The sequence below is a fragment of the Thalassococcus sp. BH17M4-6 genome (genome assembly GCF_049323015.1).
Taxonomy (GTDB): Bacteria; Pseudomonadota; Alphaproteobacteria; order Rhodobacterales; family Rhodobacteraceae; genus Puniceibacterium.
In genome coordinates, this window is the sequence record NZ_JBMPGU010000011.1 from 135,559 (window position 1) to 156,995 (window position 21,437).

At 62.9% G+C, this 21,437-nt stretch carries 24 protein-coding genes; 10 read left to right on the forward strand and 14 right to left on the reverse strand.

The features are described from left to right. Window positions 1–133: 133 nt before the first annotated feature. The 5 genes from ACOXXX_RS15965 to ACOXXX_RS15985 are packed head-to-tail and all read left to right on the forward strand — an operon-like array spanning window position 134 to window position 5,403. The gene (locus tag ACOXXX_RS15965; protein ID WP_422827605.1) at window positions 134–1,330 is read left to right on the forward strand and encodes an aminotransferase class V-fold PLP-dependent enzyme; all 1,197 of its coding nucleotides are present in this window, start codon (window positions 134–136) and stop codon (window positions 1,328–1,330) included. A 40-nt stretch (window positions 1,331–1,370) separates the two neighbouring features. Next, window positions 1,371–2,315, forward strand: a complete 945-nt coding sequence (locus ACOXXX_RS15970; RefSeq protein ID WP_422827606.1) for an HpcH/HpaI aldolase/citrate lyase family protein — start codon at window positions 1,371–1,373, stop codon at window positions 2,313–2,315. 26 nt (window positions 2,316–2,341) lie between these two features. Then, window positions 2,342–3,520, forward strand: a complete 1,179-nt coding sequence (locus ACOXXX_RS15975) for a malate--CoA ligase subunit beta (protein WP_422827607.1) — start codon at window positions 2,342–2,344, stop codon at window positions 3,518–3,520. An 18-nt stretch (window positions 3,521–3,538) separates the two neighbouring features. Further along, window positions 3,539–4,438 carry a succinate--CoA ligase subunit alpha gene (gene sucD / locus ACOXXX_RS15980; RefSeq protein WP_422827608.1) on the forward strand — a complete coding sequence of 300 codons (900 nt, stop codon included), beginning with the start codon at window positions 3,539–3,541 and terminating at the stop codon, window positions 4,436–4,438. Next, a complete protein-coding gene (locus tag ACOXXX_RS15985) occupies window positions 4,435–5,403 on the forward strand; it encodes a 2-hydroxyacid dehydrogenase (protein WP_422827609.1) in 969 nt (322 codons plus the stop codon). The genes sucD and ACOXXX_RS15985 overlap by 4 nt, the downstream gene beginning before the upstream one ends. A gap of 80 nt (window positions 5,404–5,483) precedes the next feature. Here ACOXXX_RS15985 and ACOXXX_RS15990 read toward each other — a convergent pair whose 3' ends face one another. After that, window positions 5,484–5,741, reverse strand: coding sequence for a YjhX family toxin (locus tag ACOXXX_RS15990; RefSeq protein WP_422827610.1), 258 nt, complete (start codon window positions 5,739–5,741; stop codon window positions 5,484–5,486). 538 nt (window positions 5,742–6,279) lie between these two features. On the opposite strand from ACOXXX_RS15990, the gene ACOXXX_RS15995 reads away from it, so the two are divergent. Continuing rightward, window positions 6,280–7,071, forward strand: coding sequence for a prephenate dehydrogenase/arogenate dehydrogenase family protein (locus ACOXXX_RS15995; protein ID WP_422827611.1), 792 nt, complete (start codon window positions 6,280–6,282; stop codon window positions 7,069–7,071). A gap of 150 nt (window positions 7,072–7,221) precedes the next feature. On the opposite strand, the gene ACOXXX_RS16000 is transcribed toward ACOXXX_RS15995, so the two are convergent. Genes ACOXXX_RS16000 through ACOXXX_RS16025 form a run of 6 tightly spaced genes read right to left on the reverse strand, consistent with a single transcriptional unit; the run spans window position 7,222 to window position 12,200 of the window. Beyond that, complete coding sequence (locus tag ACOXXX_RS16000; protein WP_422827612.1) at window positions 7,222–7,653, reverse strand: hypothetical protein; 432 nt, start codon at window positions 7,651–7,653, stop codon at window positions 7,222–7,224. Continuing rightward, on the reverse strand, window positions 7,650–8,270 hold the full coding sequence (locus ACOXXX_RS16005) for an ABC transporter ATP-binding protein (protein WP_422827613.1): 621 nt from the start codon (window positions 8,268–8,270) through the stop codon (window positions 7,650–7,652). The genes ACOXXX_RS16000 and ACOXXX_RS16005 overlap by 4 nt, the downstream gene beginning before the upstream one ends. Further along, complete coding sequence (locus tag ACOXXX_RS16010) at window positions 8,267–9,016, reverse strand: ABC transporter permease (RefSeq protein ID WP_422827614.1); 750 nt, start codon at window positions 9,014–9,016, stop codon at window positions 8,267–8,269. The genes ACOXXX_RS16005 and ACOXXX_RS16010 overlap by 4 nt, the downstream gene beginning before the upstream one ends. Window positions 9,017–9,026: 10 nt before the next feature. Next, a complete protein-coding gene (locus ACOXXX_RS16015; protein ID WP_422827615.1) occupies window positions 9,027–9,998 on the reverse strand; it encodes an ABC transporter substrate-binding protein in 972 nt (323 codons plus the stop codon). Window positions 9,999–10,022: 24 nt separating this feature from the next. Further along, window positions 10,023–11,000 carry a YVTN family beta-propeller repeat protein gene (locus tag ACOXXX_RS16020; protein WP_422827616.1) on the reverse strand — a complete coding sequence of 326 codons (978 nt, stop codon included), beginning with the start codon at window positions 10,998–11,000 and terminating at the stop codon, window positions 10,023–10,025. Window positions 11,001–11,015: 15 nt separating this feature from the next. Further along, window positions 11,016–12,200, reverse strand: coding sequence for an ABC transporter substrate-binding protein (locus ACOXXX_RS16025; RefSeq protein ID WP_422827617.1), 1,185 nt, complete (start codon window positions 12,198–12,200; stop codon window positions 11,016–11,018). Between the two features lie 122 nt (window positions 12,201–12,322). On the opposite strand from ACOXXX_RS16025, the gene ACOXXX_RS16030 reads away from it, so the two are divergent. From ACOXXX_RS16030 to ACOXXX_RS16045, 4 genes are all read left to right on the forward strand, one after another. Continuing rightward, window positions 12,323–12,841, forward strand: a complete 519-nt coding sequence (locus ACOXXX_RS16030) for a DUF3280 domain-containing protein (RefSeq protein ID WP_422827618.1) — start codon at window positions 12,323–12,325, stop codon at window positions 12,839–12,841. Window positions 12,842–12,847: 6 nt separating this feature from the next. After that, window positions 12,848–13,387 (forward strand): SRPBCC family protein, encoded by a 540-nt coding sequence (locus tag ACOXXX_RS16035; protein ID WP_422827619.1) that lies wholly within the window; start codon window positions 12,848–12,850, stop codon window positions 13,385–13,387. Window positions 13,388–13,454: 67 nt separating this feature from the next. Next, entirely contained in the window at window positions 13,455–14,318 is an 864-nt protein-coding gene (locus ACOXXX_RS16040) for a beta-propeller fold lactonase family protein (RefSeq protein ID WP_422827620.1), read from the forward strand. Window positions 14,319–14,320: 2 nt separating this feature from the next. Beyond that, complete coding sequence (locus ACOXXX_RS16045; RefSeq protein ID WP_422827621.1) at window positions 14,321–15,136, forward strand: quinoprotein dehydrogenase-associated SoxYZ-like carrier; 816 nt, start codon at window positions 14,321–14,323, stop codon at window positions 15,134–15,136. On the opposite strand, the gene ACOXXX_RS16050 is transcribed toward ACOXXX_RS16045, so the two are convergent. The 7 genes from ACOXXX_RS16050 to ACOXXX_RS16080 form a co-directional block, all read right to left on the reverse strand. Beyond that, window positions 15,130–15,675 (reverse strand): PQQ-dependent catabolism-associated CXXCW motif protein, encoded by a 546-nt coding sequence (locus tag ACOXXX_RS16050; RefSeq protein ID WP_422827622.1) that lies wholly within the window; start codon window positions 15,673–15,675, stop codon window positions 15,130–15,132. The genes ACOXXX_RS16045 and ACOXXX_RS16050 overlap by 7 nt on opposite strands. Continuing rightward, the gene (locus ACOXXX_RS16055) at window positions 15,672–16,517 is read right to left on the reverse strand and encodes a substrate-binding domain-containing protein (protein WP_422827623.1); all 846 of its coding nucleotides are present in this window, start codon (window positions 16,515–16,517) and stop codon (window positions 15,672–15,674) included. The genes ACOXXX_RS16050 and ACOXXX_RS16055 overlap by 4 nt, the downstream gene beginning before the upstream one ends. Next, complete coding sequence (locus ACOXXX_RS16060; protein ID WP_422827624.1) at window positions 16,501–17,040, reverse strand: c-type cytochrome, methanol metabolism-related; 540 nt, start codon at window positions 17,038–17,040, stop codon at window positions 16,501–16,503. Before ACOXXX_RS16060 ends, ACOXXX_RS16055 begins: the two co-directional genes overlap by 17 nt. 91 nt (window positions 17,041–17,131) lie before the next feature. After that, window positions 17,132–18,931 carry a methanol/ethanol family PQQ-dependent dehydrogenase gene (locus ACOXXX_RS16065; RefSeq protein WP_422827625.1) on the reverse strand — a complete coding sequence of 600 codons (1,800 nt, stop codon included), beginning with the start codon at window positions 18,929–18,931 and terminating at the stop codon, window positions 17,132–17,134. A 144-nt stretch (window positions 18,932–19,075) separates the two neighbouring features. Next, window positions 19,076–19,468, reverse strand: coding sequence for a c-type cytochrome (locus ACOXXX_RS16070; RefSeq protein ID WP_422827626.1), 393 nt, complete (start codon window positions 19,466–19,468; stop codon window positions 19,076–19,078). A gap of 12 nt (window positions 19,469–19,480) precedes the next feature. Next, window positions 19,481–20,317 carry an S-formylglutathione hydrolase gene (fghA, locus tag ACOXXX_RS16075; protein ID WP_422827627.1) on the reverse strand — a complete coding sequence of 279 codons (837 nt, stop codon included), beginning with the start codon at window positions 20,315–20,317 and terminating at the stop codon, window positions 19,481–19,483. Between the two features lie 6 nt (window positions 20,318–20,323). Continuing rightward, a complete protein-coding gene (locus ACOXXX_RS16080; protein ID WP_422826889.1) occupies window positions 20,324–21,436 on the reverse strand; it encodes an S-(hydroxymethyl)glutathione dehydrogenase/class III alcohol dehydrogenase in 1,113 nt (370 codons plus the stop codon). Window position 21,437: the final 1 nt, after the last annotated feature.

Consider the following 21,437-nt stretch of genomic DNA (forward strand, 5'->3'; position numbering starts at 1 on the left):
GCCCCCGAACGGGTAGGGCGATCCCCCCCGCCGCGGCGGCGTTTCCTATCCTGCAAGGTGTTCCGGTCAGGCCGACCCAAGGTCAACCTGAAGCTCAGAAACAGAGATCAGAGAATCCTTGGGAGGATCCCGCATGCCCGGCTACAACCATCTTTTCATTCCCGGCCCCACGAACATCCCCGAAGAGGTCCGCATGGCGATGAACGTCAGCATGCAGGACATGCGGGCGCCGGACTTTCCCGAACTCACGAAACCGCTGTTCGAAAAGATGGCCAAGCTCTTTCGCAACACCACCGGCCGCGTCTTTCTTTACCCGTCCTCGGGCACCGGCGCCTGGGAAGCGGCGATTCAGAACACTCTGTCGCCCGGCGACAAGGTGCTGATGAGCCGCTTTGGCCAATTCAGCCACCTCTGGGTCGACATGGCACAACGCTTTGGCCTCGACGTCGATGTGATCGATTGCGAATGGGGCACCGGTGTCCCGGTCGAGAAATACGCCGAAAAATTGAAAGCCGACACCGCGCACGAGATCAAGGCGGTCTTTGCCACCCATAACGAAACCGCCACCGGCGTGAGTTCCGATATCAAGGGCGTGCGCCGCGCGCTGGACGATGCCAACCACCCGGCCCTGCTGATGGTCGATGGGGTGTCGTCCATCGGCTCCATCGAATTCGATCAGGACGCCTGGGGCGTCGATTGCGCCGTGTCGGGTTCGCAGAAGGGTTTCATGCTGCCTGCGGGCCTTGGCATCCTGTCAGTCAGCAAATGGGCGCTCGATGCGCACAAGCGCGCCGAATACAAGCGCACCTTCTTCAGCTTCGAGGACATGATCGCCACCAACGACCAGGGGTTTTTCCCCTACACCCCCGCCACGCAATTGCTGCGCGGGCTCGACGTGGCCTGCGACATGCTGCTGGACGAGGGGCTGGAAAACGTCTGGGCGCGGCACAACCGGCTGGCCACCGGTGTGCGCAAGGCCGTCGATGCCTGGGGGCTGAGGCTTTGTGCCAAGGAACCCAAATGGCATTCCGACACGGTAAGCGCGATCATGGTGCCCGAGGACAAGGACGCCCGCGATGTCATCGCCACGGCCTATTCCAAGTATAACACCTCGCTCGGGTCGGGGCTGAGCAAGGTCATGGGCAAGGTCTTCCGCATCGGGCACCTTGGCTGGCTGAACGAAGGCATGGTGACCACCGCCCTGTCGGTCGCCGAAATGTCGATGATCGAAAACGGGTTCGACATCAAGGCGGGCTCTGGCGTCGGCGCTGCCATCGACCATTTCACCAGCACCTCGGCCAGGAACGGCAGCGCCATCGCCGCCGAATGATCCGCAACATCGCACAGACTGACAGGAAAGACCCCGCACTATGAGCCATACAGTTCACGGCATGCGCGCCACCCGCCTTCAGCGATCCACGCTGGCGGTGCCCGCCTCCAACCCGTCGATGGTCGAAAAGGCCGCTGAATCGAACGCTGACGTCGTGTTCCTTGATCTTGAGGATGCAGTTGCCCCCAACGACAAGGAACAGGCCCGCAAGAACGCGATCCAGTTGCTGAACGACATCGACTGGAAGGCCAAGAACAAGATCACGTCGGTCCGGATCAACGGGCTCGACACCCATTACATGTACCGCGACGTGGTGGATGTGGTGGAACAGGCGGGGGCCAAGCTGGATGTGATCCTGATCCCCAAGGTCGGCCTGCCGCAGGATGTCTATATGGTCGAGGCGATGCTGAACCAGATCGAGATGGCCATGGGCCTGAACAAGAAGATCGGGATCGAGGCGCTGATCGAAACCCCGCTCGGCATGGCCAATGTCGAAGCCATCGCCGCCGCCCCGTCGCGGCTCGAGGCGATGCATTTCGGGGTCGCGGATTATGCCGCTTTCCACAAGGCGCGCACCGTCAACATCGGCGGTCTGAACCCCAACTACCCGGGCGATCAGTGGCACGCCGCGCTCAGCCGCATGACCACCGCCTGCCGCGCCTACGGCATCCGCCCCATCGACGGCCCGTTCGGCGATTTCAGCGATCCCGACGGGTTCCGCGACGCCTGCAAGCGCGGTGCGGCCCTTGGGATCGAAGGGAAATGGGCGATCCATCCCAGCCAGATCGACCTCGCCAACGACGAATATTCCCCGACAGAGGCCGAGGTAGAGCGGGCGCAGAAGATCCTTGTGGCGCTTGAGGAAGCCGCTGCACAGGGCAAGGGCGCGGCCAGCCTTGACGGCAAGATGATCGACGCCGCATCGGAAAAAATGGCCAAGAACGTTCTTGCCGTGCAGGAAGTTCTCAAGGCCCGCGCGGCCTAATCGGACCCAACCGGGAGGAGTTCAAGATGGATATCCATGAATATCAGGCCAAGGAACTGCTGGCCACGCACGGCATCCGGATGCCTCGTGGCGGGCTGGCCTACAGCCCCGAACAGGCCGCCTACCGCGCGACCGAAATCGGCGGAGAGGCGTGGGTCGTCAAGGCGCAGGTGCATTCCGGTGCCCGCGGCAAGGCCGGCGGCATCATTCTGTGCAAGTCCGACAAGGAGGTCGCGGACGCCGCCGAGAAATTGCTGGGCCAACGTCTGGTCACGCATCAGACCGGGCCCGAAGGCAAGCTGATCAACCGGCTTTATATCGAGGAAACCGTCGATATCGAGCGCGAGCTTTACCTTGGCTTCGTGCTCGACCGCAAAGCCGAGCGGATCATGATCGTCGCCTCGAGCTCGGGCGGGATGGAGATCGAACAGATCGCCGAGGAAGCGCCCGACAGCCTGGTCCGCGCCTCGGTCGATCCGGGGCTGGGCATGCGCGAATTTCAGGCACGCGAAATCGCGTTCGGCCTGGGCCTGGATGGCGCGCTGATCGGCAAGGCAGTCGATACGATTCTGGGCTGCTACCGGGTGTTCCGCGACTTCGACGCCTCGATGCTCGAGATCAATCCGCTGGTGGTGTCCAAGGGCGAGGTCATCGCGCTTGACTGCAAGATGTCGTTTGACGAAAACGCGCTCTTCCGCCGCCCCGAGATTTCCGAGCTGCGCGACAAGAGCCAGGAAGACCCGCGCGAAACCTTCGCGTCGGATCGCGGGTTGGCCTACGTCGGTCTCACCGGCAACATCGGCTGCATCATCAACGGCGCGGGCCTGGCGATGGCCACTATGGACATGATCAAGATCGCCGGCGGCGAGCCTGCGAACTTCCTCGACATCGGCGGCGGCGCATCGCCCGACCGGGTGGCGAAAAGCTTTCGCGCCGTGCTTGCCGACAAGGAGGTCAAGGTCATCCTCGTCAACATCTTTGCAGGCATCAACCGCTGCGACTGGGTCGCCGAAGGGGTGGTCAAGGCGCTCGAGGAGGTCGGCGTCGACTGTCCGCTGATCGTGCGCCTGTCCGGCACCAAGGTCGAGGAAGGCAAGGCGATCCTGGCCGAAAAGGCGCCGGACGTCACCGTCGCCGACACCCTGAAGGAAGCGGCCGAAGCCGCCGTCGCCGCCTTGCGCCGCGTCGAGAAAACAGCCGCATAGGATCGGGAGGAAACCACGATGGCAATTCTGCTGAACAAAGACACGCCCGTGCTTGTGCAGGGGTTCACCGGGCGCATCGGCACGTTTCACGCGCAGGAAATGATCGACTACGGTACCAAGGTCGTGGGCGGCGTCACGCCCGGCAAGGGCGGTGCCACACATCTGGATCTGCCGGTCTTCAACACCGTCAAGGGGGCGGTATCCGAAACCGGGGCCGAGGCGTCGATCGTCTTTGTCCCGCCGCCCTTCGCCGCCGATTCCATCATGGAAGCCGCCGACGCGGGCATCAAGTATTGCGTCTGCATCACCGACGGCATCCCGGCGCAGGACATGATGCGCGTGAAGCGCTACATGCGCCGCTACAAGGCCGAGATGCGCATGCGCCTGACCGGCCCCAACTGCGCCGGGACGATCAGCCCCGGTCAGGCGATGATGGGCATCATGCCCGGGTCGATCTACACGCCCGGCCGCGTCGGGATCGTCGGGCGTTCGGGCACGCTGGGGTACGAGGCCGCAAGCCAGATGAAGGCGAAGGGGATCGGTGTCTCGACCTCCGTTGGCATCGGCGGCGACCCGATCAACGGGTCGAGCTTCAAGGATATCCTCGAGCTTTTCGAACAGGATCCCGAAACCGATGCCGTCGTGATGATTGGCGAAATCGGCGGACCGCAGGAAGCCGAGGCCGCGGAATGGGCGCGCGCGCACATGAAAAAGCCGCTGATGGCCTATGTGGCTGGCCTGTCAGCACCCAAGGGCAAGGTTATGGGCCACGCCGGGGCCATCGTTTCCGCCTTTGGCGAATCCGCGCAGGAAAAGGTTGAGATCATCCGCGAGGCTGGCCATACGATTGTTCCGCATCCCGCAGCCTTTGGCGAAACCGTCGAAGCGGTGCTGTCGGGCAAGAAGGTGGCCGCATGACCAAGAAGAAGATCCTCCTGACGCGTCGCTGGCCGGACTCCGTCGAAGAACGGCTGTCCCGCGATTACGAGGCGACGCTCAACACCGATGACGTGCCGATGACGACCGAAGCCATCGGTGCCGCGCTCAACGACTATGACGCCGTCTGCCCCACGGTGTCCGACAAGCTGCCCGCCGAGATCTTTACCGGCGGGCACCGGGCGCAGATCCTTGGCAACTACGGCGTCGGGTTCAACCATATCGACATCGCCGCGGCAGAGGCGGCGGGGCTGGTGGTGACCAATACGCCGGGCGTTCTGACCGACTGCACCGCCGACACGGCGCTGACGCTCATGCTGATGCTGGCGCGCCGCGCTGGCGAGGGCGAGCGCGAGCTGCGCGCGGGCAACTGGGCGGGCTGGCGGCCGACGCACATGATGGGAACCCGCCTGCGCGGCAAGACTCTGGGCATCATCGGCATGGGCCGGATCGGCATCGCCACGGCGAAGCGCGCGCATGCGGCCTTTGGCATGAAGGTGGTGTTCTACAATCTGGTGGACGTGCCCGAAGAGCATATCGCCGGGATGGACGCCGTGCGAATGGACACGATCGAGGATGTGCTCGAGGCCGCCGACGTGGTGTCGCTGCACGTGCCGGGCGGCCGCGACAACACCCATCTGATGAACGCCGAACGTCTGGCGCTGATCGGGCCCGACGGCATGCTGATCAATTCCGCCCGTGGCGACGTGATTGACCAGAAGGCGCTGATCTCGGCGCTGAAGGATGGCAAGCTGGGCGGGGCCGGGCTGGACGTCTTCGAGGGCGAACCGGACATCCCGGCAGAGCTGATCGCGATGGAAAACACCGTTCTGCTGCCGCACCTGGGCAGCGCCACGCGCGAAACGCGCGAGGATATGGGCAACATGGTGGCCGACAACCTCGATGCCTTCTTCGCCGGGAAACCGGTGCCGAACCCGGTCTCATAAGTCCGGACCGGCGGTTGTAAGTCGACAGCGACCAGAGCGCCGATCCGCGCTCTGGTCTTTTTCATGCCAACAAGGCGGCGCTAGCGGTTGTCCAGCTGCGCCCTGACCGCCAGCAACCCCGCCCGGGTGATCCGGTAGGGTTGGCCCCCGCGCGAGCGCACGAAGCGCCGGGTGCGCAGACGGTCGAACACCTGCAAGCTGCAATCGGTCAGAACGTTGCCGTCACGGGTAAAGCAGGTCACGTCGCGCACCTTGCCGTTGGGATTGCGGTCGAAATGGATGGCGCCACCCTGCGCCAGAACGTGCAGCACGCGCTGCTCGTGTTTTGAGATATTCATCGGGAGGTCTCGGAAACATGTCAGACAACAGTCCGGCACCCGGCCAGTCGCGCGGGTGACGGTTGATGTATGTCGGCCCCGGGGGTCAGGGCCTTAACGGATGGCTACATTCTCTGACATGAACGCCTCGTTCGGCGGGAAACCTTCCCACAGGTGGTGTTCTAGCAGGGACCGCCGCCGTAGACCATAGGCTGTCCGGCACGCAGGTGATCATCCGTGGCTCGCGAACAACTCACGGGTGTTGCTCAAGCGGTCCCAAGAGGCTCGGGCAGGTGATGCGAAGAGCGGCGCATGACGGCACCCAGCCCAAATCACCTCAGGCCGCGCCATAGCCAACGGCCGCCGGACCGCAAGACCGTTGACTCTGCTCTCTTGTCTGCCTTATCGCTGCCGTCATGATGAACACGTGCTTCCAATTGCAGGCCTATTATCCTCAGCTTCCATAGCTGCGGGCCCTTCATCATTGGTTTTCCGCTGCCCTGACAGCGGTCAACATACATTCGACCTTGTGCCGGGCGGCAAGTTCAAAGGTCGAAAAATGAACAACAACAGCAATAGTCAAAATATGTCGCTCGGCATCGTGGGGTTTGGTGCGTTCGGTCAACTTGCTGCCCGTCATCTTGGCCCGCATTTCGACATCACCGCCTACGATCCGTCCCCGGACGTGGCCAAGGTCGCCCAGCAACTCGGGGTACGTCTGTCGCCATTGCCCTCAGTCGCGCAGGCTGATGTGGTCCTCATTGCGGCGCCAGTGTCCTCGTTCGAGCAGGTGGTCACCGAGATAGCGGCCGCGTGTAAATCTGGCGTGCTGATTGTCGATGTCGGCTCGGTCAAGGTGGTCCCATCGGAAATCATGCGGCGGCTGCTGCCCGACGACGTCGACATTGTCGCATCTCATCCCTTGTTCGGCCCTCAGAGTGCCACGGCAGGTATCAAGGGCCTGAAAATCGCGGTCTGTCCTATTCGGGGAAGGCGACATGCGAGGCTGGCCGCGTTCTTGCGTAAGGCTCTGGGTCTGACGGTCATCATGACGACAGCGGATGATCACGACCAGGAAGCCGCCGTTGTCCAGGGGCTCACGCACCTGATCGCCAAAGTGCTGCTGAGGATGGGGCCGCTGCCAACGCGCATGACAACCAGGAGCTTTGATTTGTTGTCCGAGGCGGTCTACATGGTTCAGCATGATGCGCCGGAAGTGTTCGAGGCGATCGAGAAGACCAATCCCTACGCCGGAACGGTTCGGCGTCGATTTTTCGATTTGGCCGCAGATTTGAGTGTCGAGCTGGAAACAACTTTGACGACGCCGACACACGACGAGACCGGACATTGAAAGGGCGCTATACGATATCCGCTTGTCACACCTTGTCTGGTCGAAAACGGGCTGTCGGGTCGCGTGTCTTTGGGACCAAAGCTCCCTGACAAACAAAAACGGGCCGCGGCGTTTGCGCCGCAGCCCGCCGGCATCGTTCCGCTGCGGCGTCTATTCGATGATGATATCGACACGCTGGCTGTCGCCGGTCGAACCGGGGATGCGCAGGAAATGGCGGCCCGGCTTGATGGCGATGAACTCGATCTCCATCGTGCCCTCTTCGTCGAATTCGACGCTTTCGATGCCGTAGGGGCGGATTTCCAGACCGTTGATGACGATCTCGTTGATCCAGATAGAGCGGAAGAAGCCCGGCCCCTCCAGCCCGATTTCGGCTGATCCGTCGGCGATGATCTCGATCTCGTAACCGGTGCCCGATTTCAGCATCAGCGGACCGTCCGCCATCTGCTTGCCCGATCCCAGCGTGATCGGCGGCAGTTCTTCCATGTTGGACGCCGACAGCACCCCGGCGAAACCGAAGTCATGTGCCCAGGCGGCACCCCCCAAAGCGGCGATCAGGGCGGACAGTGCGAGGGTTTTTCTCATGGGTTCTCCTTTGCTGAGACAAGGTGCGGGCCCAGCGTGGCCGGGTGTCCCCGCAGTTCGAGGATGCGCGCCGACAGGGCTTCGGCCTCGCCCCGCGCGTGGGTGACAAAAAGCGTTGCGGGACGGCTTTCCGCGACCAGCGCGCGGGTAAGGTCCAGCATCGTGCGGGCGGTTTCCGGATCGAGCGACACGAAGGGTTCATCCATGATCAGGAAATCGGGATCGCCCGCAAAGGCCCGCGCCAAAGCCAGACGGCGCTGCTGGCCCAGCGACAGCTGACCGGGGAAGAGATCGGTCTTGTCGCCGATCCCGACCTTTCCCATCATCTCTTGCGCGCGCGCCGCGCTTAGGCCGGGATGTACCAGTGTCAGGTTCTGCAAGGCGCTGCGCCAGGGCATCAGCGTGGGTTCCTGAAAGACAATGGCCATCCGGTCGGGCCGGTCGATATGCCCCTCAAAGCGCGGATCGATCCCCGCCACGATGCGCAGCAGGGTCGATTTCCCGATCCCCGACGGGCCGAGAATGGCGACGGTTTCGCCCTTGGCGATGTCAAAGCGAACCCGGCCCAGAACCTGCGTATCGCCGTACTTCTTGGAGGTGACATCGACGCCGATCATGCCGTCCGCCACCGGCGCACGCGCCGTTCCCAAGGCTGAAGGAAGGTCCATTCCACCGCCAGCATCACGGCGATGAACGACAGCGCATAGACCAGCACCATCGCGACGTCGAAAAGCTGGAAATAAAGGTGGATCTGAAACCCGATCCCGCTGGAGCGACCCAGGAATTCCACGACCAGCACGATTTTCCAGATCACCGCCAGACCGCCGCGCGCCGCCGCGGTGATAAAGGGCGCAAGCTGCGGGATCAGCACGTGCCGCAGCCGCGTCCAGGCCGACATGCGGTAAACCCGCGCCATCGCGTCGAGGTTCGGATCGAAGGCCCGTGCGCCTTCCCGGATCACCGTTGTGACGTTGGGCACCTTGTTGAGCGTCACCGCCACGATCGCCGCGGTTTCGGTGAGCCCGATCCACAGGTAGCACAGCACGATCAGTACCAGCGCGGGCAGGTTCAGGAACACCACCAGCCAGGGATCGAGCCAGCGATCGACCTTTTCGAACCGGCCCATCAGCAGGCCCAGCGTGCAGCCAAGGATCATCGCCAGCGCAAAGGCCCAGATCACCCGCAAGAGCGTCGCGCCCAGATGATACAGCAACTCTCCCGAGGCCAGTTCGCGGCCGAACGGGGCGATCAGCGCCCAGGGTTGCGGCAGCACCTGCGGATCGGCGGTCAGCGCCGCCGCCACGACCCACAGGAGCAGCAGTCCGACCAGCGATGCAGCCGGAATGTACCCCTTGCCGGTCATCGCGCCCGGATCACTTCAGATCCGCGAAAAGACCGTCGGGCAGGCTGGTCGCCTGGCCCACAAGATCCTCACCGCCAAGCTCGGTCATCAGCTGCAGGAACTTGTCCGCCCCTTCCAGATCGACCGGCCCGCGCACCGGCATGCCCGCGATGAAATCGGCCTTGAGTTGTTCGAACTGCGCATCGTTGCTGGCGTTCATCCGGGGGCGGATCGCCTCCCATGCGGCGTCATCGTCACGCAGCATCGCCTTGGCATCCTGCGACGCGTCATAAAACGCCTGCGCGATGCCGGGGTTCGCCGCGATAAAGCTTTCCTTCATGAAATACCCCAGAAGCGGCGTGTCGGGGTTGAGCCCCAGCGCCGTCCCGGCAGTTTCTACCGAGATCAGTTCACGCATGCCGCTGGCTTTCATCTTGGCCAGGAAGTGCCAGAAGTTGATCGCGCCTTGCGTCTCACCGCTCAGCCCCGATTTGAAAATCAGCGGCGGCGCGCCAAAGACCTGTTCGGTCTCGGCCTTGAGGTCCATGCCGTATTCCTGGCTGGCATAGGCGCGCAGGATCAGCCAGCTTTTGTCGAGCGGCCCGCCCGCGATGCCGATCTTGCCCCCGGCCAGATCCTGCAGGGTTTGTGCCTCGCTGTCTTCGGGCACCACCACGCCGCCGACGGCGCGGGAATAAGGGATAAAGACGTAATCCTTGCCCGCCGCGCGCTGTCGCGCGACCCAGATCCAGTCGGCCACGGCCACGTCAGCTTCGTCCCCTTCGACAGCCACGCGGGTCGCACCGTTGTCGGCAAAGGGCTGCACCTCAAGCGCGAAGCCGTGCTTTTCATCCAGCCCGTTTTCGGTGATCGTGGCCAGTTCCCAGTTCACCGTGCCGATCTTGAGCACGGCGGCCCGGACGGTTGTCATGTCCTGCGCGAGCGACGCGGTGGCCAGCGAAAGGCCCGCGATCAGGCCCATTGCGAATGTCCGTGGTGTCATCATCTTGATCCCTCCCAAGATCGTTTACTGATCCGGCTGCACGACCACGCCCCAGGGCTGCTGGCCGACCTGCACGGATTTGATCGCTTCCTGTTCCGCCACGTCGATCACGGTGATATCGTTGGAATTGCCGTTCGTGGTGATCAGGTATTTCTCGTCCGGGGTAAAGGCCAGTTGCCAGACGCGCTGGCCCACGATGATGTACTTGACCACCTCGCGCGCCTCCACGTCGATGACCGCCACGCGGTTTGCCGGCCCCAGCGCAACAAAAGCCCATTTGTCGTCCGATGTGACCCGCAGCCCCACTGGCTGAAGCCATTCGGGCAGCACGCCCGGCACCTCGAACCCGATCTTGGTGGTCAGCTCGGGCGTGCCATCTTCGGCGATGTCCATGACGCTGACCGTGCCGCCGATTTCCGAGGTGACGAACAGCATGGTTCCGTCGTCGGTATATTGCGCAAAGCGCGGGCGCTGATCGACCAGCACATTGTGCTTGATCTTGTAATCCTCGGTCGAGATGAAATGCGCCATGTTTGTCGTCTCGGAGGTGTTGACCACCCATTTCGCATCCGGGCTGATCCCCATGCCTTCGGGCTCGACGCCCACCGGAACCTCGGCCAGGACCGTGTGGCTTTCGGTGTCGGTCACGGTGACAAGGTTGTCGTCCTCGTTGGCGATATAAAGCGGGTTGCCGCTGGGATGCAGGACGAACAGCTCGGGATCCGGGCCGGAGGGCAGCGAATAAAGCTCTTCATAGGTGTTGGCGTCGAAGACCTTGACCTGATCATCGTCCGATGCGGCCACATAGAGCAGGCTGCCATCCGGGCTGATGGTGATGCCGCGCGGGCGGTTTCCGGCGGGGAACTCCTCCATCACCTCCCAAGTGTCGCTGTCGATGACGGTAACGGTGTTGCCCTTTTCGTTCGAGACAAAGACCTTGTTGGCCTGCGCCCCGGTGGCGAGAAGGGTGGCAAGGGCGGCGGTCAGAAAGACACGGTGCATGTTCTACTCCGATGCTCAGTTAAAGGCGGTGCAGGACGATTCCGGACGGTCGAGGCCCAGCGTATCCAGCGGTGAGGTCTGGTGCAGGAAGCCGTCTTGCGGCGATACGCTTACGGTGATCCGCCCGTCATACAGCAGGACAGGCTGGCGCAGCTGGCCGTTCCAGTCGCGAAAGGTGACGGCGACGCCCTTGAAGGCGGCCAGTTCGAACTGATCGCTCAGGATATAGTCCCTGAGCGTCGCCACCTCGTTCGACGAGGTGCGCGTCACCGCCTCTCCGATCACCCGCAGCGCCAGCCAGGCCTGATAATCCTCTTCGCGCACGTATCGGCGCGTCAGCTCTTCGAACCGGCGCTGGAACTGCGTGGCGCCCCAGGCCTCGTGCGCGCCGTGGATGGTGACGGGGCGCAGGCCCGACGATCCCATGGTCGGGCGCGGGGTCCAGAGGTGAAAAGGCACGTAGGGCGCAAAGACATCCGACTGATCGGCGGTGATGACGATCTGATGATCTTCGGCATTCTGGGAAAAGACCGGGATCTGCCGCTGCACCAGAACGTGGCCGGTATCGGTACGGCGCGAACCGCCGGTATCCTCGAATTCACGCTCTTCGACGATCTGCGCGCCGAACTTGGTCGCGGCGCGGCGGTAGGCGTCGGCCAGGGCGCGATCCTCGGGGTTGGAGCCGTGGATCAGGAACCAGCGCGGCCACTTCTTCCAGATCGCGAACTGCGCGACCGTATCGGCCATCATGGCGTGGCTGGGCGCGATGTGGATCATATTGGCGCGGCACTGATCATCACGCAGTGGCACGCCGCGCGCCTGCGCGTTGAGGATCAGCACGCCGTCGCCCGCACGGTCGGCCAGACGCAGCGTGTCTTCATCATTGGCCATCAGCGTGATGATCGTGTGCCCGTCGGCCAGCAGCGCATCCAATGCCGCATCCGCCTCGTCCGGCGGGACGGCGACGGTGTCGACCTCGTAGGTGTGGCCCAGAAACTGTCCGGTGGTCTGGTTGTCCTCTTGCGCCAGGGTGGCGCCGGCAAAGCCGTTATCCTCAGGCGTCAGGTCATAGCGGGAAATCGGTGCCAGAACCGGGTAGTCGACCCGCAGGATGGCCGACCGGACTTCGACCGCCAAGGCCGATCCCGCATGGAAAACCGCAAGCGCGCCGGTCAGCAGCGCGATCCAGAGTGATCTCAATTTCTCCTCCCGTGCCCCTGTTCCGGGGTCTCTTCTGGCAGACTGTCAGAGATCGGATGCCCCCCAAACCAATACCTTTGGATCATTGCCGGGCCTGCCTGTCCTGCAACAACATAGAATTCATGAAACATCTGGCAGCCCTTCTGTCTGTTCTTATTTTCTGTGGCACCGCGTCGGCACAGGCTCCGCAGAACCAGACACCGCTTGATCCCGACGGCCCAGTGGCCTTTTTCGGCGTGACCTTTCTCGATACCTCGACCGAGGGCGATTACTTCGGCGAACGCGCTGACCAGAGTGCGCGCATCGAGTTGATGGAGGACTATGTCCGGGACTGGTTCACCGACAACGGCTTTGCCTTCGTCGATCTCGCGCCGGTCCGGGAAGAGCTTGACCGAACCGTCAATCCCGCCGACTGTTACGGCTGTGAACTGCGGATGGGCGAAAAGCTGGATGCCGCCTACGTGCTGGTCGGGGAGGTGCAGAAAGTGTCGAACCTGATCCTGTCGATGAATCTGGTGATGCGCGATGTCGAAACCGGCCGGATGGTGCGCGGGCAATCGGTCGAGATCCGCTCGAACACCGACGATTCGTGGCTGCGGGGCACGCGCTACATCCTCAAGAACAACTTCTTCAAATCGTGAGGTCGCATGAGACAACTTAGATATCTGCTGGTCGTTCTGGGCTTTCTGGTGCCCGCCATGGCCATGGCACACGGGCCGACTCGTCAAAAGGTCACCCTGACGACCGAGGTCGCCGCCGACCCCGCCGCCGTGTGGGAAGTGATCGGTGATTTCCAGGACATGAGCTGGCACCCGGCGGTCTATTCCTCGACCGGTGAGAACGGCAACGAGATCGACGCCACCCGGGTGCTGACCCTGGGCGAAGAAGGCGGCCCGACGATTTCCGAGGTGCTCTACAAGTACAGCGCCGAGAAGATGAGCTATTCCTACCGGATCACCGACGTGCTGGTCGAGGTGCTGCCGGTCACCAACTATTCCTCGCATCTGACGGTCAAGCCGCGCGACGGTGGCGGATCGCTGATCGAATGGCGCGGGGCCTTCTACCGCGGGTATCCCAACAACGACCCGCCGCCCGAACTGAACGACGAGGCCGCGATCGCCGCCGTGTCAGGTGTCTATCAGGCCGGTCTGGACGCGCTTGCGGAACGCTTTGGTCCGCCGTCCTAAGGCTCTTTTCCTCGGGCTTCTTCCCGCCCTCGTCGCCACTGCGCTGGCGGCGGGGGATTTTGCATATGTGACCAACCAGAACAGCGAGGATCTGAGCATCCTTGACCTGGACGCCCGGGCCGAGGTTGCGCGGATCGCCGTGCCGGGCAAGCCCGCCGGGGTGGCAGTCACGCCGGCGGGCGCGGTCTACACCGTGTCGCCCGACAGCAAGGTGGTGCGGCGTCTGGATCAGGACGGCGCAGAGCATGCCAGCGTCACGCTGGACGGCGGCCCCATCGGCATCGCCGTCGATGCCGCCCGGTCGCGCGTCTTTGTCTCTGACTGGTACAACGCCCGGATCTGGGTGCTGGATGGCGATACGCTGGAGGTTCGTCAGACCCTCACCACCGGCAGCGCGCCCGCGGGGCTGGCCCTGTCGCCCGACGGCCGGTTGCTGGCCTCGGCCGACAGGGATGCCGATCAGGTGTCGGTCTTCGATGCCGAAACGCTTTCCCTGCGGCACCGTCTGACAGTCGGCGTCCGGCCCTTCGGTCTGGATTTCGCGCCCGATGGGCGTCTGTTCGTTGGCAATGTCGGCAGCAACGATGTGACGGTTCTGGATGCCGAGGCCGGGCAGGTCCTGGCCACCGCCCCGGTCGGCGCGCGGCCCTATGGCGTGGCCTTTGCCGCCGGGCGCGCCTTTGTCAGCAACCAGTATGCCGACACGGTCAGTGTCATCGACCTGGACACGCTGGACCCCCTGGGCGTGATCGACGTGGGCGAATACCCCGAAGGTATCAATGCCACTACCGACGAAAGTCTGGTATTGGTGGCCAACTGGTTTTCGAACACCGTCAGCTTGATTGATCCCGTCGCGATGGAGGTGGTGGACGAGATCGCGACAGGCGATGGCCCCCGGGCCTTTGGCGCGTTCATTCTGCGGAGGAACTGACAATGAAACTGACTGCTCTGACCCTGCCGCTCTGTCTGGCCGCAGCGCTGCCCGCCGCCGCACTCGAAGACAGCACCTGGACGGACCTGTCGCAGGCGCTTTATGGCGACCGCGCGTTGCAGGACGGCGCGGATGTCATCGCCATCGACGCGCCCTACCGCACCGCCAACGACACCCGCACGCAGATCGCCGCCCAGGTCGCAGCGCCCGAGGGGCTGATGCTGGGCAAGGTGACGTTGGTGCTGGATGAAAACCCGATGCCGGTGTCGGCGGTCTTTGAAATGGACCGCCCGCAAGAGCGGTTCTTTTTCGACGTGACCATGCGCATCAACGGCCCGACCCCCATGCATGTGGTGGCCGAAACCACCGACGGGCAGCTTTTCGTGGCCGAGGCCTTCGTCAAGACCTCCGGCACCGGCGCCTGCGCCGCCCCGCCGGGCACCGACGTGGAAGAGGCGCTGGCCACCCTGGGCAACATGGCTATCGGGATCGAGGACACGCTGGGAGGGCCCACGTCGGACCAGCTGAGCGCACTGTCGCTGCAGCAGCGACGGCTCGATCTGGATATTTCGCACCCCAGCCATTCGGGGATGCAGATGGATCAGATTTCGCTGCTGTTCATCCCCATGCGCTATGTCGAGAATGTCGAGATCGATCTGAACGGCAAGGGCTACGTGGACATGACGGGCAGTATCTCGTTGTCGGAAAATCCGCGGGTCAGCCTTTCTGTGCCGGGTCAGACGCAATCGGTCGATGTCACGATGACTGACACCGATGGCACCGTCACCCACGCGCACAAGACGCTGCCGGGTTACTGACCGCCCGGTTCGGGCGGGATGACCTCGGTCGGGTAGTCCTGAAAGGTCCAGCCGTCGGTGCCGTCGGGATACCAGTAGACCTGGGAGTAGCCATATTCCTCGATCGCGCGCTTGGCGGCGTTCCAGGACATCCAGCAGTCCTCCAGGCAAAAGAACAGCACTGGATGCGTCAGGTCGCCTCCGGTGGCCTTCTGCAATCCGGCCCTGAAATAGTCGTGGGTCACATCCGCGATGGCGCCGTATCCGACATTGGGCAGCCAGATCGCGCCTGGGATCGAATGGCGTTTTTTCTCGCGCCAAATCGTGCCTTCGGGCAGGCCCTTGGGCTTGGGCGCTTGCGGCAGGACATCGACAAAGGCGACCGTCCCGTCCTGCCAAAGCGCGTGCGCCTCTTGCGAGGAGACGACGGTTCCGCCGGTGAGCGTATCCGGCACCGGGGCGCGAAAGTCTTCCATCCGGTAGCTGTCGGGTTCATCCACCGCCAGGGCGCAGACCGGCAGCAGCGCGACAAGGCACGCCGCTGCCAGACCCCGTATCACTGTTGGACCTCAAGCAGCGCGTCACCCATATCGTTGACCAGCGGCACGCCCGCGTCGATCAGGACCTGATTGATTTCATCCTGATGCCGCCGGATCAGGGAATTGAGCTGCCGTTGCCAGACCTTTTCGCCCTGGCGTACCCCCATCGTGATCCGGAAGAACAGCCGCGGCGGCAGGGTTTCCTGCAAGAGCGGTGTGACCGTCAGATCGGGATAGCTTTCCTTTACCAGCGGCCCGGCCAGCGGCCCCCAGAGGATCGCCAGATCGGTTTCGCCGGATTGCACATCGTCCAGCAGGTCGATGACGGGGGATTCGTAGCGCCGGTCGACGACGAGGTTGTAGGGCTTGGCCGCCTTGAGCAGACCATTGCGCGCCATGTGGTCGGCGGGCGGGCTCCCCGCGACAATGCCGATCCGCGCCTCTTTCAGCCGATCATCGGACAGCGTGACCACATCGGCCAGCGGGCCGTCGGCCTTGGTCACGATGGCAAAAACCGAGGTAAAGTAGTGGTTGGTGTTCAGGACCATCTCGTGACCCTGGGCATAGCCGATCACGACATCGCATTTGTTGTCGCGCAGGGTATTGCGAATGAACCCGGTGGACATCGGATACCATTCGTACTGCACCGGCAGATCCAGCTTGGACGCGATGAGCTCGGCCAAGGCGTTTTCATACCCGGTGCCTTCCCTGTCCGACATCGGGTAGTTTGCGGGATCGGCGCAGACCCTGAACGCGTTCTTGGAAACGAGATCCGATGTCTGCGCCTGCCCCGGCCCTGCGTGGGAGATACACAGGACCGAAACTAGGACTGCACTCAGAAGGCTCTTAGCCCATGCAGGCATTTTCGGCCTCTTGGATCATCTCGGACTTGGCGTCCTTCTTGGCCGGCCGTCCACGCGGCACCGCCTCGACGCCGCGGGCCTTGAGGTAGACATAGATGTCGTCGAGATAGCACATGACGTTCTGGTTATCGCCAAAGTGCGGCATCACCGAATTGCCGTTCTGGCGGCCGTTCACCACCACGTCGACAAAGTCGTAGTAATCCATGTTCACGGCCGAATTCTTGATTTTCGGGGCGTAGGTCGATCCTTCGCCATCGGGGCCGTGGCACACGTGGCATTCCGAATGATAGCGGCGGAATCCCGAGAAGGTCAGCCAGTCGACGGTACCGTCTTCGGCCACGTTGAAGGTCGGGATGTCGTCATCGGTGTAATAGCGACCATTGTCTTCGTAGGCGACGGGCACCTGCGGATGGTCGGCGGCGGGGTCGACCGGCTGATCGCTCCAGGATTGGGCGGTGGCGACAGCGGGAAGCCCGAGCGCCAGGACAGCGGTGACAAGAAGGCGTTTAGCGGTACGCGGCATATGAAGCGAACCTTTCAGGGTTGATGGTGTTCGGAAAGGAAGGGGCCGACACTCCGGTCTGGCGTGCCGGCCCCTCTTGATCAGACTGCGCTTAGTTCGGCAGCTTGAAGACGGTCAGCTGACCACCCAGCGCGGTATAGTCGCTGAGCGCGGCATAGCCGCCCACGGCGCCCAGACCGTCGTTCGGGTTGGTCAGACCAGCCGCAAGGCCGATGCCTGCCCAGCCACCGACACCCGACAGGATGCCGACATACTGTTCGCCGTCATGGACGTAGGTCATCACGTTGCCGATGATGCCGGACGGGGTCTTGAACTTGTAAAGCTCATCGCCGGTTTCGGTATCGACAGCCTTCAGGAAGCCTTCGAGCGTTCCGTAGAAGGTGACGCCGCCAGCGGTTGCCAGGGCACCCGACCAGACCGAGAACTGCTCGGGGATGGACCACTTGATCTCACCCGCGATGTTGTCCCAGGCGATGAAGTTGCCCATGCCGCCGTGGCTGTCCGGTGCCGGATACATCGCGAGGGTCGCGCCGACATAGGGCTGACCCGCGGTGTAGGACACGCGGAACGGTTCGTAGTCCATGCAGACGTGGTTTGTCGGAACCAGGAAAAGCTCGAGGTTCGGATCATAGGCCGCGGGCTGCTGGTCCTTGGTGCCAAGCGCCGCCGGGCAGATGCCGGTGGAGTTGACGTCTTCGCCGTTCTGCTCGGTCGAGTACTGCGCCACGACCTGCGGACGACCGTATTGGTCGGACTCGGGGTCCATGTCCACGCCGGTGGTCCAGTTCACCGCCGGGTCGTACTTTTCGGCAACCAGAAGCTCACCGGACACGCGGTCCATCGTGTAGGCCAGACCGTTGCGGTCGAAGTGGGTGAGAAGCTTGCGCATCTCGCCATCAACTTCCTGCTCCGTGAGGATCATTTCGTTGATGCCGTCATAATCCCACTCGTCATGCGGGGTCATCTGGTAGAACCACTTGGCCATGCCGGTGTCGGCATCGCGGGCCATGATCGTCATGGACCAGCGGTTGTCGCCGGGACGCTGCGCCGGGTTCCAGGTCGACGGGTTACCGGTGCCGTAATAGACCAGGTTCTCTTCCGCGTCGTAGGAATACCAGCCCCAGGTCGTGCCGCCGCCGATCATCCACTGATCGCCTTCCCAGGTGTTGGTGCCGGAGTTTTCGCCGACAGGCTCGCCCAAGTGGGTGGTGTTTTCAGGATCGACGAGGATGTCTTCGTCCGGACCCATGGAATAGGCGCGCCAGACCTGCTCGCCCGAATTCATGTCATAGGCAGTGACGTGGCCGCGGACACCGAATTCGCCGCCCGAGATGCCGACGATGACCTTGTCGTTGACGGGCAGAACGGTGGCGGTGTTCGTCTCACCGATGGACGGATCGCCGTTCACGGCGGACCATTCCACAGCACCGGTGTCAGCGTTCAGCGCGACGACGGTGGTGTCGGCCTGATGCAGGAAAATCTTGCCGTCGGCATAGGCGACGCCGCGGTTCACGGTGTCACAGCACATCACCGGGATGACGTCCGGATCCTGCTTGGGCTCGTACTTCCACTTGATCCGGCCGTCGTTGGCCAGGTCCAGCGCATAGACGATGTTCGGGAACGGCGTATGCAGATACATGGTATCGCCGATCACAAGCGGCGAACCCTCGTGGCCACGCAGAACGCCGGTGGACATGGTCCAAGCGACCTGCAGGTCACCGACGTTGTCCTTGTTGATCATGTCCAGCTTGGAATAGCGCTGGTTCTTGTAGTCACCGGTCTGGATCACCCACTGGTTCGGGTCATCCATAATTTCCATCAGGCCTTCGTTCGCGCTGGCGAAACCGGCGCAAAGGGCAAGCCCTGAGGTCAAAGCCAAAAGCTTTTTCATTTCCAACTCCCTAGTTGTTTGTCTTGATTAGTGCCGACCGTTCCGGCGCATGGCTGCGCGGGCGGGCCGGATGGTTTCGGCCAGCGGGCGGGTCTGCCCGCTGACCAAATGCGTTTAAAACTCAGGAACCTCCCATCCTAGGTTTCATTCAAACGTGGCAAGGTAGGCGATCACGTCGTTGCGATCTTCTTCCTTGCGCAGACCTGCAAAGGACATCTTGGTGCCCTTCGCCCAATCGCGCGGCTTTTCGAGGAACGCGGCAAGGTTTTCGACGGTCCAGACCTCGCCTGCCTCACCCTTTTCCATCAGCGCGTCGGAGTAGCTGAAGTCTTCGACGGACGCGATGTCGCGGTCGACGATTCCGTTCAGAACCGGGCCGACCTTGTTCTTGGCGTCTTCGCCGACGGCATGGCAGGCCATGCACTTGCGGAACACCTTTTCACCAGCCTCCGCATCGCCGGTGATGTGGCTTTCCGCCGAAACCGCGCCTGCAGACATCATCATGATCGCTGCGGTGCCAAGCATTTTATTAAACATATCGTACCTTTCTTAGTGCCTTGTGCTGTTCAACCTTTGGGCGTGCCATTCCACATGATCCGCCGCAAAAGTGTTTACAAAGTAATAAGAGTGGTCATAGCCCCGTTGCATCCTGACCTGGCCGGGCTGTCGGCGTTTCGCCATGGCATCGACCAACGCTTCGGGCCTCAGCAGATCCAGGAACTGGTCGCTGGCGCCCTGATCAATCAGGATGTCACCCTTCCATCCATGCTCCTCCAGCAAAATGGTCGAGTCGTGATTGGACCAAGCACTCTCATCATCTCCCAGATAGGACGAAAGTTGCTTTCGTCCCCAATCCGATTGTGTCGGATTGGCGATCGGAGCGAAAGCCGAAACAGAATCGTACATCTCGGCGTTGCGCAGCGCGATCGTAAGCGCACCATGGCCCCCCATCGAATGGCCGGTAATCCCGTGCGCATCGGCAACGGGTAAATTCTCTGTGACCAGCGACCGCAGCTCTGACGTGATGTAGTCGTACATCCGGAAATGCCCCCGCCAGGGGTCGCGGGTGGCATTGACGTAAAAGCTGGCGCCTTGCCCCAGATCATAGGCTTCGTCGTCGGCAACGCTGTCGCCCCGCGGGCTGGTATCGGGGAACACGACCGCAAGGCCGTAGCGCGCCGCGTGCTGCTGAAAACCGCCCTTGGTCATGGCGTTTTCATGGGTGCAGGTCAGCCCCGACAGGTACCAGAGCACCGGAACATGGCCGTCCTCGGTCTGCGGCGGCATGTAGACCGCAAAGGTCATTTCGCAGCCGCAGGTGTTCGACGGATGCCGGTACACGGTCTGTACCCCGCCAAACGACCGATTTTCGGAAAGCACCTCCATCAGCGTTCAGAACTCCACCACGGCGCGGATGGATTTGCCTTCGTGCATGAGGTCGAAGCCGTGGTTGATCTCGTCGAGGCTCAGCTTGTGGGTGATCATCGGGTCGATCTCGATCTTGCCGTCCATGTACCAGTCGACGATCTTCGGCACATCCGTCCGGCCCTTAGCGCCGCCAAAGGCCGTGCCGCGCCAGTTGCGGCCGGTCACCAGCTGGAACGGCCGGGTCGAGATCTCGGCCCCCGCAGGCGCCACGCCGATGATCACGGAGGTGCCCCAGCCCTTGTGCGCGCATTCCAGCGCCGTGCGCATCACGCCGACGTTGCCCGTCGCGTCAAAGGTGTAATCCGCCCCGCCCTTGGTCAGTTCGACCAGGTGCGCGACCATGTCGCCCTCGACGTTCTTGGGGTTCACGAAATCGGTCATGCCGAAGCGGCGCGCCATCTCTTCCTTGTCGTCGTTGAGGTCGACCCCGACGATCTGGTCGGCGCCCGCCAGCCGCAGCCCCTGGATCACGTTGAGCCCGATGCCGCCCAGCCCGAAGACCACGCCGCGGCAGCCGATCTCGGCCTTGGCGGTGTTGATCACCGCGCCGATGCCGGTGGTCACACCACAGCCGATGTAGCAGATCTTGTCGAAGGGCGCGTCCTCGCGCACCTTGGCCAGCGCGATCTCCGGCACCACGGTGTGGTTGGCGAAGGTCGAGCAGCCCATGTAATGGTGGATCGGCGTGCCATCCAGCATCGAGAACCGCGTGGTGCCGTCGGGCAGCAGGCCCTCGCCTTGCGTGCTGCGGATCGCCTGGCAGAGGTTGGTCTTGCCGCTGAGGCAGTATTCGCATTCGCGGCATTCGGGGGTGTAGAGCGGAATGACGTGATCGCCGGGCTTCAGCGAGGTCACGCCCTCGCCCACCTCCATCACCACGCCCGCGCCCTCGTGGCCCAGGATGGCGGGAAAGATACCCTCGGGGTCGTCGCCCGACCGGGTGAATTCATCGGTGTGGCACAGGCCCGTCGCCTTGATCTCCACCAGAACCTCGCCCGCCTTCGGACCCTCGAGGTTCACCTCCATCACTTCCAACGGTTTCCCGGCCTCTAAGGCCACGGCAGCTCTCGTGCGCATG

What these genes read in the sequence shown, in the direction of transcription:
- ACOXXX_RS15965 (WP_422827605.1), top strand. Translation starts at nt 134, where the DNA reads ATGCCCGGCTACAACCATCTTTTCATTCCCGGCCCCACGAACATCCCC.
- ACOXXX_RS15970 (WP_422827606.1), top strand. Translation starts at nt 1,371, where the DNA reads ATGAGCCATACAGTTCACGGCATGCGCGCCACCCGCCTTCAGCGATCC.
- ACOXXX_RS15975 (WP_422827607.1), top strand. Translation starts at nt 2,342, where the DNA reads ATGGATATCCATGAATATCAGGCCAAGGAACTGCTGGCCACGCACGGC.
- sucD (WP_422827608.1), top strand. Translation starts at nt 3,539, where the DNA reads ATGGCAATTCTGCTGAACAAAGACACGCCCGTGCTTGTGCAGGGGTTC.
- ACOXXX_RS15985 (WP_422827609.1), top strand. Translation starts at nt 4,435, where the DNA reads ATGACCAAGAAGAAGATCCTCCTGACGCGTCGCTGGCCGGACTCCGTC.
- ACOXXX_RS15990 (WP_422827610.1), bottom strand. Translation starts at nt 5,741, where the DNA reads ATGAATATCTCAAAACACGAGCAGCGCGTGCTGCACGTTCTGGCGCAG.
- ACOXXX_RS15995 (WP_422827611.1), top strand. Translation starts at nt 6,280, where the DNA reads ATGAACAACAACAGCAATAGTCAAAATATGTCGCTCGGCATCGTGGGG.
- ACOXXX_RS16000 (WP_422827612.1), bottom strand. Translation starts at nt 7,653, where the DNA reads ATGAGAAAAACCCTCGCACTGTCCGCCCTGATCGCCGCTTTGGGGGGT.
- ACOXXX_RS16005 (WP_422827613.1), bottom strand. Translation starts at nt 8,270, where the DNA reads ATGATCGGCGTCGATGTCACCTCCAAGAAGTACGGCGATACGCAGGTT.
- ACOXXX_RS16010 (WP_422827614.1), bottom strand. Translation starts at nt 9,016, where the DNA reads ATGACCGGCAAGGGGTACATTCCGGCTGCATCGCTGGTCGGACTGCTG.
- ACOXXX_RS16015 (WP_422827615.1), bottom strand. Translation starts at nt 9,998, where the DNA reads ATGACACCACGGACATTCGCAATGGGCCTGATCGCGGGCCTTTCGCTG.
- ACOXXX_RS16020 (WP_422827616.1), bottom strand. Translation starts at nt 11,000, where the DNA reads ATGCACCGTGTCTTTCTGACCGCCGCCCTTGCCACCCTTCTCGCCACC.
- ACOXXX_RS16030 (WP_422827618.1), top strand. Translation starts at nt 12,323, where the DNA reads ATGAAACATCTGGCAGCCCTTCTGTCTGTTCTTATTTTCTGTGGCACC.
- ACOXXX_RS16035 (WP_422827619.1), top strand. Translation starts at nt 12,848, where the DNA reads ATGAGACAACTTAGATATCTGCTGGTCGTTCTGGGCTTTCTGGTGCCC.
- ACOXXX_RS16045 (WP_422827621.1), top strand. Translation starts at nt 14,321, where the DNA reads ATGAAACTGACTGCTCTGACCCTGCCGCTCTGTCTGGCCGCAGCGCTG.
- ACOXXX_RS16055 (WP_422827623.1), bottom strand. Translation starts at nt 16,517, where the DNA reads ATGCCTGCATGGGCTAAGAGCCTTCTGAGTGCAGTCCTAGTTTCGGTC.
- ACOXXX_RS16060 (WP_422827624.1), bottom strand. Translation starts at nt 17,040, where the DNA reads ATGCCGCGTACCGCTAAACGCCTTCTTGTCACCGCTGTCCTGGCGCTC.
- ACOXXX_RS16065 (WP_422827625.1), bottom strand. Translation starts at nt 18,931, where the DNA reads ATGAAAAAGCTTTTGGCTTTGACCTCAGGGCTTGCCCTTTGCGCCGGT.
- ACOXXX_RS16070 (WP_422827626.1), bottom strand. Translation starts at nt 19,468, where the DNA reads ATGTTTAATAAAATGCTTGGCACCGCAGCGATCATGATGATGTCTGCA.
- fghA (WP_422827627.1), bottom strand. Translation starts at nt 20,317, where the DNA reads ATGGAGGTGCTTTCCGAAAATCGGTCGTTTGGCGGGGTACAGACCGTG.
- ACOXXX_RS16080 (WP_422826889.1), bottom strand. Translation starts at nt 21,436, where the DNA reads ATGCGCACGAGAGCTGCCGTGGCCTTAGAGGCCGGGAAACCGTTGGAA.